The sequence below is a fragment of the Mesorhizobium sp. RCAM 05099 genome (assembly GCF_059683685.1).
The window spans coordinates 2,135,227-2,153,195 of record NZ_CM185035.1; the positions used below are offsets into that span (position 1 = coordinate 2,135,227).

The window sequence follows — 17,969 nt, forward strand, 5'->3', positions numbered from 1 at the left end:
CCCAGCACCCCTCATCTGTCGCCTTTGGCGACACCTTCTCCCACAAGGGGAGAAGGGGGAGCCATGTTCAAGCCAGGGACATTTCGATGACATCCCAAGCCCATCACCAACCCGCCACGGCAGCGACCGCGCCGTCCTCCCAGCACTCTTCGCTGCCCTCGATCGGCAGCCTCGTGCGCCGACCCGAGGTGGGTTCGCTGATCGGCATGATCGCCGTGCTGATGTTCTTCTCGATCTTCGGCGGCGCCAATTTCATGTCGGCCGGTGGGTCCGCGAGCTGGCTCAACGTCGCCTCGGAACTCGGCATCATCGCACTCCCGGTTGGGCTGTTGATGATCGCCGGACATCTCGATCTCTCCGTCGGGTCGATGGTCCCCGCCAGTTCGATGACCATTGCCATCATCTCGGGCCACTATGGCGCACCAATCATCGTCGGGATCCTCGCGGCGCTCGGTCTGGGCCTCGCCGTCGGCTTCATCAACGGTGTCCTGGTGATCCGCACCAAGGTGCCATCCTTCGTCGTGACGCTCGCCACGTTGTTCGCATTGGCCGGCCTGACGCTCGGCCTCTCGGTCATCCTGTCCGGCAGCACCAGCGTCGCGCTGAAGAGCGGACCGACCGCCAAGCTGCTGTTCGGCGACTATCTCGGCGGCAAGTTCGAGGTGACGCTGTTCTGGTGGATCGCCGCCATCCTCATCGTCGGCTTCATCCTGAATTTCTCGCGGTTCGGTAACTGGATCCTGGCCATGGGCGGTGACGCCGTCAGCGCCCGCAATGCCGGCATCCCGACCGACCGGGTCACCATCGCGCTGTTCATGAGCAGCGGCCTGTGCGCCTCCTTCGTCGGCATGTCGCAGGCGATCCTCTACAACAGCGCCCAGGTGGCCGCCGGACAGTCCTTCATCTTCAACTCGATCATCGCGGTGGTCATCGGTGGCGTGCTGCTGACCGGCGGCTACGGCTCGGTGGTCGGCATCGTGCTCGGCACGCTGACCTTCGCCATCGTTAACCAGGGCATTTTCTACACCGGCTTCGACGCCAACTGGGCGAGCCTGATCATCGGCGTCCTGCTGCTGGCGGCGGTGCTAATGAACAACACCTTCCGCACCATGGCGCTGACCTATTCGCCGCGCACCAAACCGAGGGCACGCTGATGACAACGCCCCTGCTCAGACTGACTGGGATCAACAAGTCGTTCGGTCCGATCGACGTCCTCCACGACATCTCGCTCGAGGTCAACAGAGGCGAGGTGCTGTGCCTGCTCGGCGACAATGGTGCCGGCAAGTCGACGCTGATCAAGATCCTCTCCGGTGTCCACAAACCGACGTCGGGCACGATAGAAATGGACGGCAAGTCAGTCGCCTTCGACAGCCCCCGCGACGCCAGCGACCATGGCATCGCCACCGTCCACCAGTTCGGCGGGACATTCCCGCTGATGAGCATCGGCCGCTCCTTCTTCGTCGGCGCCGAGCCGACGCGGCGCTGGGGGCCGCTGACCATCTACGACCGCAAGCGGGCCAATGAGATCGCCGTCAGCGAGATGCGCCAGCTCGGCATCACCCGCATCGACGATGGCGACCGCCTCGTCGGCGGACTGTCCGGCGGCGAACGCCAGGCGCTGGCGATCGCGCGCGCCGTGCATTTCGGCGCCAGCGTGCTGATCCTCGACGAGCCGACCGCGGCCCTTGGCGTCAAGGAGGCGGCGCATGTGCTGCGCATCGTCCTGCAGGCACGCCGCAAGGGCATTGCGGTGATCTTCATCACCCACAATGTCGTCCATGCCCTGACCGTCGGCGACCACTTCGCCGTCCTCATCAGAGGCTCCAAGGCCGCCGATTTCCGCAAGGGTGAGAAAAGCCGCGAGGCGATCACCGACCTGATGGCGGGCGGCGAGCAGATGGCTGAGCTTGAAGCCGAGATCGAGAGCTTCAGCGCAACGCAGTGAAGACGCCCATCTTCTCCTCCCGGGCATCTTCCTGTGCGGCCGGCGGAATGCGTGGTCCCGCCGGCCGCCTTTTCAACCGAACAAAGACAGGCTTGCAGGAACCAGCAATGGCAAAGTGGATTGACGCGTGCGCGACCGATGACATCGAGGAAGAGGACGTCATCCGCTTCGATCACGAAGGCCGGACATTCGCCATCTATCGCAGCCCCGAGGATGCTTTCTTCTGCACCGACGGGCTTTGCACGCATGAGAAGGTGCATCTGAGCGAAGGGCTGGTTATGGAATACAAGATCGAATGCCCGAAGCACAGCGGCGTGTTCGACTACCGGACCGGCGAAGCGCTGCGCGCACCGGTCTGCGTGAACCTTAAAACCTACACCACGAAGGTCGAGGACGGCCGCGTGTACATCGAGGTCTGACATGTCCGATACCTTCACCCTTGCCGCTTGCGCCGAGATGCTGTGGCGCGACCGGCCGATGGAATGGCGCGTGCGGCGCCTCACCGAAATGGGCTTCCATGTTGGCCTGTGGAACTGGCCCGAACATGATCTCGCCATGCTCGAAAAATCCGGCGCGACCTTCTCGATCATGAACGGCTATCTGCGCGGCAGGCTTGCCGATGACGAGGGCGCCGACGAACTCTTGAGGACGGCGAAGGAGACGGCGGCAGTCGGCAAGCGCCTCGGTGTCGCACGGCTCAACCTGCACGGCACCGGACTGGGCGAAGGCGGCCTACCGGTCACGCCCTGTGAGACCGTCACCGGCGCGATGTGGCTCAAGGCGCGCGACACGCTGAACCGCATCGCCGACCTTGCCGAGACCGAGGGCGTGACCTTCACGCTGGAGAATCTGAACCTGCCGGTCGACCATCCCGGCGTGCCGTTTGGGCGCGCGCAGGATACGCTTGCGCTGGTATTGAGCGTCAACCGGCCGAGCCTGCGCCTCAATCTCGATCTCTACCATGCGCAGATCGGCGAAGGGAACCTGATCGAACTCTGCCGCGCCTGCTTGCCGTGGATCGGTGAGGTGCAGGTAGCCGACGTGCCCGGACGCATGGAGCCCGGCAGCGGCGAGATCAATTACAAGGGCATCGCCCGTGCGCTGAAGGACATGGGCTATCGCGGTCCGGTGGGAATGGAGGCGTTCGCCTCCGGCGATCCCGAGGCAGCCCTGCTGGCCTTCCGCGAAGCCTTCAACGTCTGAGGAACGAAATGGTCACCAAGAGCATCCGCCCCACCGTCGCCGATATCCGCGCCATGAAGGGTCGTGGACAAAAGATTTCCATGCTGTACGTCACCTCGCTCGAAGAGGCGGCAGCGGCGGACGCGGCAGGCGTCGACATGCTTTCGATCGAGGGCCGCTTCTTTTCGCCCGAGATGCGCGAGGCGGCCGGCCGCTGCTTCGTGCAGGTCGGGCTGCCTTACGGCCCCGCCGGCAACCTGGTCACGTCAGAGGACTATCTGAAAACCGCCTATCACTTCATGCGCATCGGCGGCGACTGCTTCTACTGTGCCGCCTCGCTCGATATCCAGAAGGCGCTCTGCGACAACGCGGTACCGGTTGTTGCCCATGTCGGCCTGATCCCTTCGCAATGCACCTGGACCGGCGGGTTCAAGGCCGTCGGCAGAACGGCCGAGAGCGCGCGTTCGGTGTGGGATCACGTCAAACGCTTGGAGGCCATCGGCTGCTTCGGCGCCGAGCTGGAAGTGGTGCCGACCGGATTGCCGAATTGATCACAAGGAATACGCCCATGATCATGCTTGGCATGGGCGCCGGGCCACACGCCGACGCGCAGTATCTTTTCAGCGAGGACGTGCTTGGCCACACCGCTGGCCACAAGCCGCGCCATGCCAAGACCTACCGCAACTTCGCCGCCGAGTATGATCGGCTGCAGCGCGAGCGTGTCGCCGCCTATCGCGAGTTCATCTCGGACGTACAAACGGGCGCCTATCCCGAGCCGCAGCACGTGGTTCCCGTCACCGACGAGGAATTATCGACCTTCAGGACGGCCCTCGGCCTCTGAGCACGCCGATCATGGCGGCGGCAGGATTGGATCTTTGGGGGATGGCGGCTTGCGTCTTGCAAAAAACGGATGAGGCCGCCACACCGGATCGGACGATTGCCGTCCATCGGACGTTTCTCGACGTGGCGAAATCGGCACGCCGAGCTAGCTATTGGTTGCCGCTCAGCGCATCGCGCAGCGCCTGGATCTGGCGGTTCAGGGCATCGAGTTGTGCCAGCGTCATGCCCGAGCGTTCGATCAAGGTCTCGTTCAGGCAGTTGCACTGGACAAGCAGCGCGCGCCCGGCGGCGGTCAGATCGACCTGCACCTGACGCTCGTCGATCTGGCTGCGCTGGCGGGTCACCAGCCCAGCCTGCTCCATTCGCTTCACCAGCGGCGTGACGGTGCTCGATTCCAGGGCAAGCCTGTGCGCGATGGTGCCAACCGACATGCCATCGGCTTCTCCCAGCGCATTGAGCACAAGATACTGCGGATAGGTGATCCCCATCTCGTCCAGCATCGGCTTGTAGGTGCGATTGATCGCCATGCTCGTGGCGTAGAGCGTGAAACAGAGCTGATTGTCCAACGGGAGAGGCACGACGCATTCCTTCTTGCCGACATCGGCACAAACTCCATACCACGAAAAATGATATCGCGATACATATTTCCATGGACAAGGGTTGCAAGCTGCGCTAGCTATATTGTTATCGCGATATTGTTTGTCGCGACAATCAATTAAAGGAGATTGAGATGACCTCGCAATCCAAGCCCGGCTCCGGCAGCGGCACGATCACCACCAAGGACGGGACTGAAATCTTCTACAAGGACTGGGGAACCGGTCAGCCGATCGTCTTCCATCACGGCTGGCCATTGAGCAGCGACGACTGGGATGCGCAGATGCTGTTCTTCCTAGCACAAGGCTACCGCGTCATTGCCCATGACCGGCGCGGCCATGGCCGCTCCACGCAGACGGATATCGGCAACGAGATGGACACTTACGCCGCCGATGTTGCGGCACTCGCGGCGCATCTCGATCTCAAGAACGCAATCCATGTCGGCCATTCGACCGGTGGCGGCGAAGTGGCGCGCTATGTCGCCCAGTACGGCTCGGGGGGCCGCGTCGCCAAGGCGGTGCTGATCGGCGCGGTGCCGCCAATCATGCTCAAGACCCCGGCCAATCCCGGCGGCCTGCCGATCGAGGTCTTCGACGGTTTCCGCTCCGCCCAGGCAGCCAACCGCGCCCAGTTCTTCCGCGACGTTCCGGCTGGTCCGTTCTACGGTTTCAACCGTCCGGGCGCCGCAGTATCGCAGGGGATCATCGACAATTGGTGGCGCCAAGGCATGATGGGCGGCACCAAGGCGCACTATGATTGCATCAAGGCCTTCTCGGAAACCGACTTCACCGAGGACCTGAAGACAATCGATGTGCCGGTGCTGGTCATGCACGGTGACGACGACCAGATCGTCCCTATAGCCGACTCGGCGCTGCTGACGATCAAGCTGCTCAAGAAGGGCGAGCTCAAGATCTACAAGGGCTTCCCGCATGGCATGGCCACGACCCATGCCGACATCATCAACGCCGACCTTTTGGCCTTCTTCAAGGCCTAGGCTTTTCGAACAGGGTAAAGCACCCGCCGTCAGGCAGGTGTTTTACCCGTCTGAATTCGGTCCTATCGGATCGCAGCGTCCGCCTATGCCGTCCTGGCTTGCTTCATGTTCGGCAGGAACACCGTTAGCAGTCCGAGGAACGGGAGATACGAGCAGATCTGGAAGACGAAATCGATGCCCTTCATGTCGGCGACGACGCCGAGCACGGCGGCGGCGATGCCGCCCACGCCGAAGGCGAAGCCGAAGAAGATGCCGGCGATCATGCCGACGCGGCCCGGCACCAGTTCCTGCGCGAAGACGACGATGTTGGAGAAGGCCGACGACAGGATCAGCCCGATCAGCACCGTCAAGACCATCGTCCATTCGAAGTTGGCGTAGGGCAGGGCCAGCGTGAAGGGCAACACGCCGACGATCGAGAACCAGATCATGGCCTTTTGTCCGTAGCGGTCGCCGAACGGGCCGCCGAGCAGGATGCCCAGCGCCGAGGCGCCGAGGAACAGGAACAGCATGACCTGAGACATCTGCACCGAAACGCCGAACTTATGGATGGAATAGAAGGTGTAGTAGCTGGCCAGGCTGGAGATGTAAGCGTTCTTGGTCAGCACCAGCAGCGTCAGAACCAGCAGCGCGCCCATCACCTTGCGGCGCGGGAATGGCGAGACGAAGCTGACCGCCTTGCGGGTGCCCTGCGTGGCGCGCAGCCGGCTGTACCAGCCGCCGACCCGCCACAACACGAATATGCCGATCAGCGAACCGACGGCGAACCAGGCGATGCTGGTCTGGCCGAACGGCACGACGATGAAGGCGGCCAGCAACGGGCCCATGGACTGGCCGAAATTGCCGCCGACCTGGAACAGCGACTGCGCCAGACCGAAGCGGCCGCCGGAGGCGAAGCGGGCGATGCGCGAGGATTCCGGATGGAAGATCGCCGAGCCGATGCCGATCAGCGAGGCGCCGACCAGCAGCAGCGCATAATGCCCGGCATAGGCCAGCACGATCAGGCCAATCAGCGAGGAGGCCATGCCGTAGGGCAGCGAATAAGGCATCGGCCGCTTGTCGGTGACCATGCCGATCACCGGCTGCAGCAGCGACGCGGTCACCTGGAACGTGAAGGTCAGGAGGCCGATCTGCCAGAAATCGAGACCGTAATTCTCTTTCAGCAAGGGATAGATGGCCGATAGCAGCGACTGCATGATGTCGTTGATGCAATGGCAGAAGCTCACCGCCAGGATGACGGTGAAGGCCGTCGCCTGGGCTGAAGCGTGGCTGGCGGTCGCGGGCGACGCGACGGCGGTGGCTGTTGTATCGGTCAAGACAGGCTCCGTGGTCTTTTTGGCGGGCACGCCGGCAGGCAGTTTGGCGGGCGCTCCCGCAGGCGCCTTATAGGCCGGTTGCCAGGCGACTTCTTTCGTGGTTTGGTCCAATAGTTTCGCAAGTGGGCCATAGCCGATGCCGCACGGCAGGGAAATCTTTCACGCCGGCAATGCCGATCTGCAGCAATTGCACGAGCGTCGCTGGCAATGGCTGGAGCAAGTAGCCGGTCCGGCGGTGGCTTTGCCGACCGAATATCCCGACGGCTACCATGTGCCGCGGCACCGCCACAGCCGCAGCCAGCTGCTGCATGCGCTGGTCGGCGTCGTGCTGGTGACGACGCGGCACGGACGGTGGATGGTGCCGCCCGATCACGCGATGTGGATTCCGGCCGGCACCGAGCATTCCGTCGAGATGCTGGGCGATGTCTCGATGCGTTCGGTGTATGTGATGCCGCGGGCTATTCCCGGGCTGCCGGAGGGCTTGCGCGTGGTCGGTGTCACCGACCTGATGCACAGCCTGATCGTGGAATCGGAAAAGCTGCCGCAAGGCGGCGAGCTGGAAGGGCGCGGCGGACTGATCATGAAGCTTTTGCTGCATGAAATTCCGACCCTGCCGGAGCGGCCGCTCGGCCTGCCGTTCCCGTCCGACCCCAGGTTGGCGGCGCTCTGCCGGCGTTTCGTCGCGGCACCCTCGCCGCATGCGACGATCGACGAATGGGCGGATGCCGCCGGCATGAGCCGCCGTTCCTTCACCCGCGCCTTTCATCGCCAGACCGGATTGTCGCTGTCGACATGGCGCCAGCAGGCCTGCCTGTTCGCGGCGCTGCCGAGGCTGGCCGATGGCGAGCCCATCACCAGGGTGGCGCTCGACCTCGGCTATGACAGCGTGCCGGCCTTCATCACCATGTTCAAGCGTATGCTGGGCGCGTCGCCACGCGGCTATATGCGCGGCGCGCGCGACAGCGGTGAAGGTGCGCGTCGCCAACCCGGTCCGGCTCGGCTGGAGAGCCCCTGATTTCAGGCTGATGCCCGGCTTCGCCTTCAGCCCGCGACCGGCTCCGGCAGGCGGATGATCTCCTCGCCATGGGGAGCGGAAGCCGGTGCGTGGCCACGGCCATGTTGCCGTGGCGAACAGCCCATCACCCGCTTGAAGGCGGTGCTGAAGGCACTTTCGGACTCGTAGCCGAGCGACAGCGCGATGGCCGAAACAGGGTCGCCGGAACTTGCCAGCCGGTCGCCCGCCAGCAGCATGCGCCAGCGCGTCAGGTAATCCATCGGCGAGGCGCCGACAGTCGCCTTGAATTTCAGGGCAAAGGTCGACCGCGACATGCCGGCGCGCTCCGCCAGCGTCTGCAATGTCCAGCCATGCGCCGGATTGTCGTGCATGGCACCGATCGCCGCGCCGATCTGCTTGTCGGCCAGGGCAAACAGCCAGCCGACGCCGCCTCGCAACCCCTCGGCCATGTGCAGGCGCAAGGCCTCGATCAGGATCATGTGGGCGAGGTGCTCGACGATGAGGAAGCCACCGGGCTGGCGCTCACGCAATTCCTGCATCATCCGCTCCACTGGCCAGCGCAATGCCGAATGGTCGGCATCGCTGCGGATGTGGACGATGGGCGGCAGCATCCGCAACAGGATGCCGGCATGGCCGCCGGAAAGGGCGAAGCGGCTGCTGACGAGAAGGAAATCGCCGCCGCCATTGTGCGAGGTGACGCCGCCGGTGCGGGCCGGGGAAAAGATCGTGCGGGCATCGACCGCCGGCAGGTCCATATCGCTGGCAAGGCGGAAGGGCCGGCCGCGCGGCAGCAGGAAGCAGTCGCCCGTCTCGAGGCGCACCGCGTCAGTGACGCCCTCCACGGACAGCCAGCACTGGCCGGACACCACGGCACCGCATTTGATGGCTGCCTGCTGGTCGGGGAACTGGATCGACCAGTCGCCACCGGCCTCCAGCCCGGCGGAGAGGTAATTGCGCGGCTTCAGCAGCGACAGCACGTCTGAGAGCGGATCCATGAGTATTCCCGGACGATTGCGAAGATAATACGGACTTTACAGCATAGATCGTATTACCTCAATCCCGTATCTCCTTTGGCAACGGAGTGCCTGTCCGGCCTCGCACGAGCCAAAGGAGAGATCACCATGCGTGTATTTGTGACCGGTGCCACCGGTTTTGTCGGTTCCGCAGTCGTGCGGGAGCTTGTTGGAGCGGGTCATCAGGTGCTCGGTCTTGCCCGCTCGGATGCAGGCGCCAGGTCGGTCGCCGCCGCAGGCGCCGAGGCGCTTCGCGGCGATATCGAGGATCTGGAAAGCCTGCGCAGCGGGGCCGCCCAGTCGGACGGTGTGATCCATACCGCCTTCAACCACGACTTCTCGAAATTCGCGGCGAATTGCGAGGCGGACCGGCGCGCCATCGAGACGCTTGGCGCGGCACTCGAAGATTCCGAAAGGCCATTGCTGGTCACGTCCGGGCTCGCGGTGCTGACGCAGGGCAGCATGGCGACCGAGGACGACGCGCCTGTTCCGCCGTCTGCTTCCTATCCCCGCGCTTCGGCAGTGACGACTGAGGCGCTGGCGGCGCGCGGGGTGCGCGCCTCGACGGTGCGTCTTTCCCCCTCCGTCCACGGCGACGGCGATCACGGCTTCGTGCCGATGCTGATCGGCATCGCCCGTCAGAAGGGCGTCTCGGCCTATATCGGTGATGGGACCAACCGCTGGCCGGCGGTGCACCGGCTCGATGCCGCCACGCTCTTCAGGCTGGCGCTGGAGAAAGGGGCCGGCGGAGCCCGCTACCATGGCGTCGCCGATCAAGGAGTGCCGACGCGAGAGATCGCCGAGATCATCGGCCGGCGCCTGAACCTGCCGGTCGTGTCCAAAACCCAGGAGGAAGCGGCCGACCATTTCGGCTTCCTCGCGCACTTCTTCGGCGTGGACTGGCCAGCTTCCAGCCAGCAGACCCGGGATGTACTTGGGTGGCAGCCTAAGCAGGCAGGGCTGATTGCCGACCTCGACCGCCTCAGCTATTTCGAAAGCTGAAGGCTGCTTTGGCCTAGTCGAACAGGCTGGACACCGATTCCTCGGTCGCCGTGCGCGAGATGGCTTCGCCCATCAGGTCGGCGATCGAGATGACGCGGATGTTGGGGGCGTCGAGAACGCCCTGCGTCGGCTGGATGGAATCGGTGATCACCAGTTCCTGCAGCTTCGAGCCGCTGATGCGGGCGACGGCGCCGCCCGACAAGACGCCGTGGGTGATGTAGGCGGTGACGCTGGTGGCGCCGTTGGCCAGCAGCGCATCGGCGGCATTGCAGAGCGTGCCGCCGGAATCGACGATGTCGTCGATCAGCAGGCAATCCTTGCCGGCGACCGCGCCGATGATGTTCATGACTTCCGATTCACCGGGACGCTCACGCCGTTTGTCGACAATGGCGAGTTGCGCGTCGAAGCGCTTGGCCAGCGCGCGCGCGCGCACCACGCCGCCAATATCGGGCGATACCACCACGACATTGCCGAGCTGCTTGTACTTCGCCTTCACGTCGCGGGCCATCACCGGCACCGAGAACAGATTGTCGGTCGGGATGTCGAAAAAGCCCTGGATCTGGCCGGCATGCAGGTCGAGCGTCAGAACGCGGTCGACGCCGGCGCGGGTGATCATGTTGGCGACCAGCTTGGCCGAGATCGGGGTGCGGCCGGAAGCACGGCGATCCTGCCTCGCATAGCCGAAATAGGGAATCACCGCCGTGATGCGTTTCGCCGACGAGCGCATGAAGGCATCGATCATGATGAGCAGTTCCATCAGGTGATCGTTGGTCGGGAATGAGGTCGACTGCAGGATGAAGACATCCTCGCCGCGCACATTTTCCTGGATTTCGACGAAGATTTCCTGATCGGCGAAGCGCCTGACGCTGGCCTTGCCAAGCGGGATGTTGAGATAGCGGGCGACCGCTTCGGCCAACACCCTGTTGGAATTGCCTGCGAAGAGTTTCATGCACCGTTCCTGGTGAGGGATTTCATCGGGCTTTTAGCGGCCCGCGCCGGTATTGCAAGCGCCGTGATCGGGAATCCGCCGGCTAATCTGAAGAAAGCTCCGCACCATCGCCAGCCGGCAACAGGAAGCAGCGGACTCTCGCTGCTCCCTCTTCTCGTTTGAGCATCGGATTTTCCCAAAACCGTTTCCACTTACAGGTCCGATGCCTAGCCTGCCTTGCCGCCCAGCCAGGCCGCGAACTGGTCGATGGTCTGGTCGGCGATCGCCTGCATGGTGGTCGGCGCGACCGCCTTCCAGCTGTCGCCGCTGTTGGCCGAAGGCGCTTTCAGCTGGCCGTTGATGCGGTGCAGGCGGTTGCCGGCCGGGTCGTAGACGTCCCAGACATAGATGACAGTGGTGTCCTTGCCTTCCGAAATCGCCGAGAAATAGCCTTTGAGCACATGGGTCGCGGTCTGGTCGGCGCTGCCGGCGAGCGTGATGCCGCGCTGCACGGCGCGCGTCTGCAGCTCCGCCGTCAGCGGCGTCGCGGCTTCAACCGAGGCGCCGACGATCGGCGCGATCTGCAGGCGGGTCTTGGAAAGGATGGCGGCGCTCTGGGCAGGCGTGAGCGGTGTGGTGGCGGTTGCAGGAGCGCCCGCCGTGGTGGTGGCTGGTGCTGGAGCCGCGGCTGCCGTGTTGCCTTGCGTGGCGGGCAGCGCCTGCGTCGAGGTCGCCGGCGGGGTGATCGCCGAAGGCTCGAGGACGTCCTTGGCGTTGGTGCAGGCCGCAAGAGCGAGCGCCACGAGCAATGACACGGTCGTCACATGCGATCGTCTCATTTGCCTGATAACTCCTTGGCGAAGAACGCCTCCCATTATGGATTCACTGTACGATCAAGTCGAGATCATGGCGGGAAAGCGGCTTCGGCTGGGATTCGGTGGTCAGGTAGGTGCGGCCAAGCGTCATCGCCGTCTCGGTGTCGGAATCCATGATGATCATGTGGGCGAACAGCGTCATGTTCGGCGCGATCGGCTCGGGATTGCCCTGGTAGAACATCGGCATGTCCATCCAGGACGGCGTGAAACGGGCGCCGACGGAGTAGCCGCAGGCGTTCAGCCGGTGCTTGGTCAGGCCGTGCGCTTCCATGGTGCGGGCATGGGCATCGAACACGTCGCCGAAGCTGTTGCCCGGCGTCATAGCCTTCTCGACGGCCAGGAGGGAGGCGCGGGCGGCGTCGAAAAGCTCCTGATGGCGCTTCGAGACCTTGCCGGTCAGCACCGTGCGCATCATCGGCGCGTGGTAGTGGTTGAAGACGCCGGCCCATTCGAGCGTCAGCTGGTCGTTCTTGGTGAGCTTGCGGCGGCCGGCCTTGTAGCGGCACAGCAGCGCGTCGACGCCGGAGCCGATGATGAACTCGTTGGCCGGATAGTCGCCGCCGCCGGCAAAGATCGCGCCCTGCATGGCGGCGAGGATCAGGGCTTCGTCGCCGCCCTGCTTGATCAGCGGCAAGGCCGCGTCGAGCGCGTCGTCGGAGAGATTGGCGGCCTTCTCGGCCTTGGCGACCTCGGCCGGGCTCTTGAACAGGCGCAGCCGGCCGACAATGCCGGACGCGTCGGCGATCTGGCCAAAAGTCTGCAACTGCTCGTCCAGCCGGCGGCCATTGTAGGCGGTCAGCCCGTGGGTGTCGTATTCGACGCCGATGCGGGCGCCGAGCAGGTCGAGCTCGTTGAGCAGATTGCGCAGGTCGACCGCCGGATTGGCGCCGTTGCGGTCGGTCCACAGGACGATGTTGTCGATGATCGAGGTGTGGCGCGCCTGGCGCAGGTCGGCCGAACGGGTCAAAAGCACCATCGAACCGTCGGCCTTCACCACCAGGCACTGGAAGAAGCAGAAGCCGAACGTGTCGTAACCGGTCAGCCAGTACATGCTCTCCTGCGCGAACAGCAGGATGGCGTCGAGCTTCTTTTCGGCCATCTCGATCATCAGCCGGTCGCGCCGCGCGTCGAATTCCGATCGTTCAAAATGCAGCGCCATTATTCCCTCTCCAAAACGATTGCCGAAACCTGCCGGCCGTAATCGGGCTCCCCGCGGTGCGTGGTGCGCCGGTAGGAGTAAAACAGATCCGCCTCGGCATAGGTGCAGCGGCCGAGACCCTCGGCCGTCACCCCGGCCTTCGCAAGCCGGTCGACCGTGTAGCGGTTGAGGTCGAACATGGCATGGCCGGCGTTGGCGGAGGGCGCGAAATAGCCGATGTTTTCGGCGTCGGCCTCGACGAAGCGGGCGACGAATTCCGGTCCGACCTCGTAGTTCTCGGGGCCGATCGAGGGGCCGAGCACGGCAACGATGCGTTCGCGCCGGGCGCCTAGGCTTTCCATCGCGAGAACCGTGTTTTCCAGCACGCCGGTGAACGCACCTTTCCAGCCGGCATGCGCCGCGCCGATGATGCGCGCCTGCGCATCGGCGAACAGCACCGGGCCGCAGTCGGCGGTAGAGGCGCCAATGGCGATGCCCGGCTGGTCGGTGACGATGGCGTCGGCCTTGGGCCGTTCGCCGGCAAACGGCTCCCTGGCGATGACGACATCGGGCGAGTGGATCTGGTGGGCGGTCAACAGATGGCTCGCCGGCACGCCCATCCAGGCGGCGACGCGGCCGCGGTTCTCCGCGACAAGCGCCTGGTCGTCATTCGATCCGGTGCCGATGTTGAGGCCCCGGTAGATGCCGCTGGAGACGCCGCCCTTGCGGGTGAAATAGCCGTGGCGGATGCCTTGCGCCTGCGCCTTGTCCAGCAGGGGCGACCGAACGGGATCCGGTTTGGTCTGATTCAGCATGCGGGCGTTGTTGTCCGTGTGGGCGGTTTCGTCAAGAAAAAGTCGGGACAAAGCGCGGCCGGGGGTTCGACCACTCTTTTACCGGACGGGAGATTGGGAGGGGCGGCGACGAAAAGTCAATCCGCCGCGGCAAAGGGGCGGACGGCCACGCCACGCGGCAGCACGGCAAGCACCTTGAACAGCTCGCCCATGGCTTGCGGGCCGGCGAGGCGTTCGACGTCGTCGGCGATCTTTTGGCGGGCTTCCTGGGAGGCATCGGCGCCGAGCCGGCCGGCGCGCTCGAGAATGCCCATGCCGAGCAGGAAGTGGCCCTGTGTCGACAGATGTGCGTCGAGGCCGTGCGCGCGCACGATCGCGGCGAGTGCGGCGAAATCGACATGGGTCGTCAGGTCGGCTTCGCCGGGATTGGCCAGCACATCTTCGTGATCGTGGCCGCGCAAGGCCTGCAGCGTGTCGCCGACGCCTGGCTGGAGGTGGCCATAGTCGAGGAACAGGCCGGCACCGCCTTGTCCCGCTATGCGTCCGGCGATGGCCGCCATCAATGCGGCGCGGGCAGGCGCCACTTCGACGATGGCGCCTTGCGGCGCGCTGGCGGCATCCTTAGGCAGCAGCGTCGGGTCGACCGAGCCGGCGCCAGCAAAGAAGCCGAGGTTGTCCCCATCGTCCAGGCCGACCATACGCTCGCGCCAGCCGGCGCCGGCGCGGACGAACTGGCGAATGGGCACGGCGTCGAACAATTCGTTGCCGACGATGAGAAGCGGCTGTTGCGGCAGCGTGTCGATGGTTTCGTGCCAGCGAACCGCGAAAGGTGTCGCGGCAAGCGTCTGTTTCTGGACCTCGGCCAGGCGCGGGCTGGTCTCGATCATGGCGAAGGTGGCGCCGTTGGCCAGATCAGGATCAAGCCGCGACAGGGTGCGCAGCATGTCCTTCATCAGCGTGCCGCGGCCGGGGCCGATCTCGGCGATGGTCACCGGCAGCGGCCGGCTGCCGGCCAGCCAGGCCTGGTAGAGCCAGACGGCGACGAGCTCGCCGAACATCTGGCTGATTTCCGGCGCGGTGATGAAGTCGCCGGCGGCACCGAAGGGTTCGCGCGTCGTGTAGTAGCCGTCCGTGGGGTCGAACAGGCATAGCGCCATGTATTCGTTGACCGGGATCGGCCCCAGCGCCTCGATCAGGTCGACGATGCGGGCCTTCAGCCGTGTCATGCCGGCTGTGACTGTGGCACCGGCTTGGCGGTCGCCATCGCCCAGATGCCGGCCAGCACCATCGGCGACGACAGGATCATGCCCATGGTCAGCCAGTTGGTGCCAAGGAGATAGCCGAGCTGCTGGTCGGGCTCGCGGAAGAACTCGACGAAGATGCGTGACAGGCCATAGCCGCAGATGAAGGCGCCGCCGACGAAGCGCGGCGTCTTCAGCTTGAGGCGCGAATGGGTGAGGATGCGCAGCACGAGGAACAGCACCACGCCCTCGAGCAAGGCCTCGTAGAGCTGGCTCGGATGGCGGGCAAATGGCCCGCCATTGGGGAACTCGATCGCCCACGGCACATCGGTCGGTCGGCCCCAGAGTTCGGAATTGATGAAGTTGGCGACGCGCACCAGGCCGAGGCCGACCGGCACGCCGGCGGCCACGACATCGAACAGCGACCAGGTGCGGATGCCGCGCTTGATGGAAAACAGCGTCATGGCGAGGGTGACGCCGAGCAGGCCGCCATGGAACGACATGCCGCCTTGCCAGACGGCGAAGATGTCGAGCGGGTGGGCAATGTAGCGCGGCAGGTCGTAGAACAGCACGTAGCCGGTGCGGCCGCCCAGCACGACGCCGATGGCCGCCCAGACGATGAAATCATCGAGGTCCTCCGGCTTCATCGGCAGGATGCCGTTCGGCCACAGCCCGGCATTGGCGGCGAGCCGCTTGGCATACCACCAGGCGAACAGGATGCCGACGATGTAGCCGACGCCGTACCAGTGCACCGCCAGCGGACCGATCTGGATCAGGATCGGGTTGATGTTGGGAAAGGGCAGGGAGGCCAGCGGCAGCAGGAAATATTCGTTCAACGGGGAGCTCTCGGTTGCGGTCGCATTGGGCGCGGACCATGCGGCAGGGTTTTGGCGGGGTCAAGGCAAGGTGGTTCCCGTCAAGGCTCGGGGAACGGGATCGCCACAAGGGCCATCGCGCCGTGCAGGGACATGCCGCAAATCTGCCGTGGCAGCGGCCGGATGGCTGGGTTCAATCCTCAGGCTCGACAGCAACCATCCGCCGCAACGCGTCGTTGATCCTGTCCTGCCAGCCGGGACCATCTTCCTGGAAATGGTCCAGCACGGCGCGATCGATCCGGATCGAAACAAGCTCCCTGACATTCGGTGCGGCCGAGGGTTCGCGAATTGGTGCCGCCGGTTTCTTGATCGGCTTGAAGGCAGCCTCGGCGGCTGCCATCGGATTTGTCGGTCGGCGCGGAGGCGTTGCCATTTGATTGACCCTAACTGGAGCGTGCTTGACGCAAGATGAGATGAAAGCACCACAATAGGCGACTTGGCGCCATCCCGTATAGTCTGGAAGGAGCCGCTCGAAAGCTCCCTGCACGCGCGACAATCAGTCTGCGGACATGCGTTATAGCAGCGCAGACAGGCCACGGGATCGACTGGCGATGCGCCAGAGGCGTGCAACGTTCTTGCATTCGACGCGCGGCATCATTACGTCATTTCGAGCAAGCGAGGATTTGCCATGTCGACCGGACCGAACCGCATTCTCGATGAATTCGCCAAGCTGATGACCGACGCCGCGGGCGCGGCGCAAGGCGTGCGCCGTGAGGTGGAAACCGCCTTCAAGGGACAGGCCGAGCGCATCCTCAACTCGATGGATGTGGTGCAGCGCGAGGAGTTCGAGGCCGCGCGCGAGATGGCCGCCAAGGCGAGGGACGAGAATACCCGTCTTGCCGCCCGCGTCGAGGCGCTCGAAGCGAAGCTTGCCGAATTGACCGGACAGGCCGCACCAGCGGCGGCGGCAAAGCCCCGCGCAAAAAAATAATCGTTAAACTTTTCCACAAAGCACAATCCTGAAAAGCGCTTTGCCGTGAATCGCTTAACGGCATTGCATGAATCTTTGTGACAGCGGCTTTCCACATGCGAATGACGCAGTGCGAAAAATTGGGCTGTTCACGCGACTCCCGATCAATAGACTGAATTTGTTGCATGATTCGGAGCAGGGTCATGTGGCCGGGCGGTGGGGTCCGGTCTGGGGTCTTTGTGTCGAGAAGTCCTGGCCGTCCGAGTTCTAGACAAGATTGTTCGTTGTGTGTGCCCTCCCGCGGAGCGTGTGGCGGCGCTCCTCAGAACGACAGGAAGCATTCCATGGAACTTCTCGAACTCGAATTCTCCCGCGAAATCCATCCGGTGGATGTTATCGAGCAGGTGGCCCACAACAACGACTGGTCCTTCGAACGGGCTGGCGACGACGAGATTTCGATCTCGGTTGCCGGCAGCTGGACCGACTATCACGTCTCCTTCTCCTGGATGGAGGATTTCGAGGCGCTGCATCTGGCCTGTGCCTTCGACATCAAGGTCCCGGAGACCCGTGCGCTGGAGGTGATGCGGCTCTTGTCGCTGATCAACGAACAGATGCTGTTCGGCCATTTCGACCTCTGGGAGCAGGAGGGCGCGATCATGTTCCGCCAGTCGCTGCTGCTGGCGGGCGGGGTCGAGCCGTCGAGCCAGCAGGTCGAGGTGCTGCTGTCGTCGGCTTTGGAAGCTTGCGAATGCTATTTCCAGGCGTTCCAGTTCGTCGTCTGGTCGGGAACCTCGGCCAAGGACGCGCTGGCCGGCGTGCTGTTCGAGACCTACGGCAACGCCTGAACCAAGCAAGGCAGAGATGAGTTCGAGCAGCGAGCGCAAGCCCGAGATCAGTTTCGCCGATTTCGATCGTGTCGACATTCGCGCCGGCACGATCGTTGAGGCTGAGCCGTTTCCGCAGGCGCGCAAGCCGGCATTCAAGCTGAAGATCGATTTTGGCGCCGACATCGGCATCAAGAAATCGTCGGCGCAGATCACCAAATACTATGTGCCCGAAACGCTGATCGGCCGGCAGGTGTTCGCGGTGGTCAATTTCCCGCCGCGCCAGATCGGGCCGTTCATGTCGGAAGTGCTGACGCTCGGTTTCCCCGACGAGGAGGGCGCCGTCGTCCTCGGCGCGATCGAGCGCAAGGTGCCGGATGGCGGGCGATTGTTTTAGGCTGGGCGCTGGCAGCCCGCCGAGTCGCGGGTTTTCGTCATCCACGGCGGAGCAAGGAGCGAAGCGACGCAGCGCAGACCCGAGGATGA

At 64.3% G+C, this 17,969-nt stretch carries 20 protein-coding genes and 1 pseudogene; 11 read left to right on the forward strand and 10 right to left on the reverse strand.

Annotation, left to right across the window (positions count from 1 at the left end):
* The first annotated feature begins 206 nt into the window (after positions 1-206).
* The 5 genes and pseudogenes from AC56QQ_RS10445 (at position 207) to AC56QQ_RS10465 (ending at position 3,968) form a co-directional block, all read left to right on the forward strand.
* A complete protein-coding gene (locus AC56QQ_RS10445; RefSeq protein WP_489863513.1) occupies positions 207-1,154 on the forward strand; it encodes an ABC transporter permease in 948 nt (315 codons plus the stop codon).
* Complete coding sequence (locus AC56QQ_RS10450; protein ID WP_489862827.1) at positions 1,154-1,945, forward strand: ATP-binding cassette domain-containing protein; 792 nt, start codon at positions 1,154-1,156, stop codon at positions 1,943-1,945. The genes AC56QQ_RS10445 and AC56QQ_RS10450 overlap by 1 nt, the downstream gene beginning before the upstream one ends.
* Before the next feature lie 107 nt (positions 1,946-2,052).
* Positions 2,053-2,364 (forward strand): MocE family 2Fe-2S type ferredoxin, encoded by a 312-nt coding sequence (locus AC56QQ_RS10455; protein WP_497126856.1) that lies wholly within the window; start codon positions 2,053-2,055, stop codon positions 2,362-2,364.
* Position 2,365: 1 nt separating this feature from the next.
* The gene (locus AC56QQ_RS10460) at positions 2,366-3,148 is read left to right on the forward strand and encodes a TIM barrel protein (RefSeq protein WP_497126858.1); all 783 of its coding nucleotides are present in this window, start codon (positions 2,366-2,368) and stop codon (positions 3,146-3,148) included.
* An 8-nt stretch (positions 3,149-3,156) separates the two neighbouring features.
* A pseudogene (locus tag AC56QQ_RS10465) lies at positions 3,157-3,968 on the forward strand (3-methyl-2-oxobutanoate hydroxymethyltransferase).
* Positions 3,969-4,116: 148 nt separating this feature from the next.
* On the opposite strand, the gene AC56QQ_RS10470 reads toward AC56QQ_RS10465, so the two are convergent.
* Positions 4,117-4,545: a MarR family winged helix-turn-helix transcriptional regulator gene (locus AC56QQ_RS10470; RefSeq protein WP_497126860.1), complete on the reverse strand. Its 429-nt coding sequence runs from the start codon at positions 4,543-4,545 to the stop codon at positions 4,117-4,119.
* Between the two features lie 152 nt (positions 4,546-4,697).
* Between AC56QQ_RS10470 and AC56QQ_RS10475 the strand changes: the two genes are divergently transcribed.
* Positions 4,698-5,555, forward strand: coding sequence for an alpha/beta fold hydrolase (locus tag AC56QQ_RS10475; RefSeq protein ID WP_489862822.1), 858 nt, complete (start codon positions 4,698-4,700; stop codon positions 5,553-5,555).
* 83 nt (positions 5,556-5,638) lie between these two features.
* Here AC56QQ_RS10475 and AC56QQ_RS10480 read toward each other — a convergent pair whose 3' ends face one another.
* A complete protein-coding gene (locus tag AC56QQ_RS10480; RefSeq protein WP_497126862.1) occupies positions 5,639-6,868 on the reverse strand; it encodes an MFS transporter in 1,230 nt (409 codons plus the stop codon).
* A gap of 136 nt (positions 6,869-7,004) precedes the next feature.
* Here AC56QQ_RS10480 and AC56QQ_RS10485 point away from each other — a divergent pair, with 136 nt between their 5' ends.
* A complete protein-coding gene (locus tag AC56QQ_RS10485; protein WP_497126864.1) occupies positions 7,005-7,883 on the forward strand; it encodes an AraC family transcriptional regulator in 879 nt (292 codons plus the stop codon).
* Positions 7,884-7,909: 26 nt separating this feature from the next.
* Here AC56QQ_RS10485 and AC56QQ_RS10490 read toward each other — a convergent pair whose 3' ends face one another.
* On the reverse strand, positions 7,910-8,878 hold the full coding sequence (locus AC56QQ_RS10490; protein ID WP_497126866.1) for an AraC family transcriptional regulator: 969 nt from the start codon (positions 8,876-8,878) through the stop codon (positions 7,910-7,912).
* Between the two features lie 126 nt (positions 8,879-9,004).
* Between AC56QQ_RS10490 and AC56QQ_RS10495 the strand changes: the two genes are divergently transcribed.
* Complete coding sequence (locus AC56QQ_RS10495; RefSeq protein WP_497126868.1) at positions 9,005-9,898, forward strand: SDR family oxidoreductase; 894 nt, start codon at positions 9,005-9,007, stop codon at positions 9,896-9,898.
* 13 nt (positions 9,899-9,911) lie between these two features.
* Here AC56QQ_RS10495 and AC56QQ_RS10500 read toward each other — a convergent pair whose 3' ends face one another.
* The 7 genes from AC56QQ_RS10500 to AC56QQ_RS10530 form a co-directional block, all read right to left on the reverse strand.
* A complete protein-coding gene (locus tag AC56QQ_RS10500; RefSeq protein WP_019860650.1) occupies positions 9,912-10,847 on the reverse strand; it encodes a ribose-phosphate pyrophosphokinase in 936 nt (311 codons plus the stop codon).
* A gap of 206 nt (positions 10,848-11,053) precedes the next feature.
* Positions 11,054-11,665, reverse strand: coding sequence for a hypothetical protein (locus tag AC56QQ_RS10505; protein WP_497126870.1), 612 nt, complete (start codon positions 11,663-11,665; stop codon positions 11,054-11,056).
* A gap of 43 nt (positions 11,666-11,708) precedes the next feature.
* Positions 11,709-12,860, reverse strand: a complete 1,152-nt coding sequence (locus AC56QQ_RS10510; protein WP_489862816.1) for a M24 family metallopeptidase — start codon at positions 12,858-12,860, stop codon at positions 11,709-11,711.
* Positions 12,860-13,654 carry a peptidoglycan editing factor PgeF gene (gene pgeF / locus AC56QQ_RS10515; RefSeq protein WP_497126872.1) on the reverse strand — a complete coding sequence of 265 codons (795 nt, stop codon included), beginning with the start codon at positions 13,652-13,654 and terminating at the stop codon, positions 12,860-12,862. The genes AC56QQ_RS10510 and pgeF overlap by 1 nt, the downstream gene beginning before the upstream one ends.
* 116 nt (positions 13,655-13,770) lie before the next feature.
* Complete coding sequence (locus AC56QQ_RS10520; protein WP_497126874.1) at positions 13,771-14,859, reverse strand: class I SAM-dependent methyltransferase; 1,089 nt, start codon at positions 14,857-14,859, stop codon at positions 13,771-13,773.
* Positions 14,856-15,710, reverse strand: a complete 855-nt coding sequence (lgt, locus tag AC56QQ_RS10525; protein ID WP_497126875.1) for a prolipoprotein diacylglyceryl transferase — start codon at positions 15,708-15,710, stop codon at positions 14,856-14,858. Before lgt ends, AC56QQ_RS10520 begins: the two co-directional genes overlap by 4 nt.
* A 172-nt stretch (positions 15,711-15,882) precedes the next feature.
* Positions 15,883-16,122 carry a BrnA antitoxin family protein gene (locus AC56QQ_RS10530; protein ID WP_497126877.1) on the reverse strand — a complete coding sequence of 80 codons (240 nt, stop codon included), beginning with the start codon at positions 16,120-16,122 and terminating at the stop codon, positions 15,883-15,885.
* 255 nt (positions 16,123-16,377) lie between these two features.
* On the opposite strand from AC56QQ_RS10530, the gene AC56QQ_RS10535 reads away from it, so the two are divergent.
* The 3 genes from AC56QQ_RS10535 to AC56QQ_RS10545 all read left to right on the forward strand — a co-directional run bounded on the left by AC56QQ_RS10535 (position 16,378) and on the right by AC56QQ_RS10545 (position 17,880).
* Entirely contained in the window at positions 16,378-16,680 is a 303-nt protein-coding gene (locus AC56QQ_RS10535; RefSeq protein ID WP_497126879.1) for an accessory factor UbiK family protein, read from the forward strand.
* 323 nt (positions 16,681-17,003) lie between these two features.
* Positions 17,004-17,504 (forward strand): type III secretion system chaperone family protein, encoded by a 501-nt coding sequence (locus AC56QQ_RS10540; RefSeq protein WP_013893499.1) that lies wholly within the window; start codon positions 17,004-17,006, stop codon positions 17,502-17,504.
* A 16-nt stretch (positions 17,505-17,520) separates the two neighbouring features.
* Positions 17,521-17,880 (forward strand): tRNA-binding protein, encoded by a 360-nt coding sequence (locus tag AC56QQ_RS10545; RefSeq protein WP_497126882.1) that lies wholly within the window; start codon positions 17,521-17,523, stop codon positions 17,878-17,880.
* Positions 17,881-17,969 lie beyond the last annotated feature (89 nt).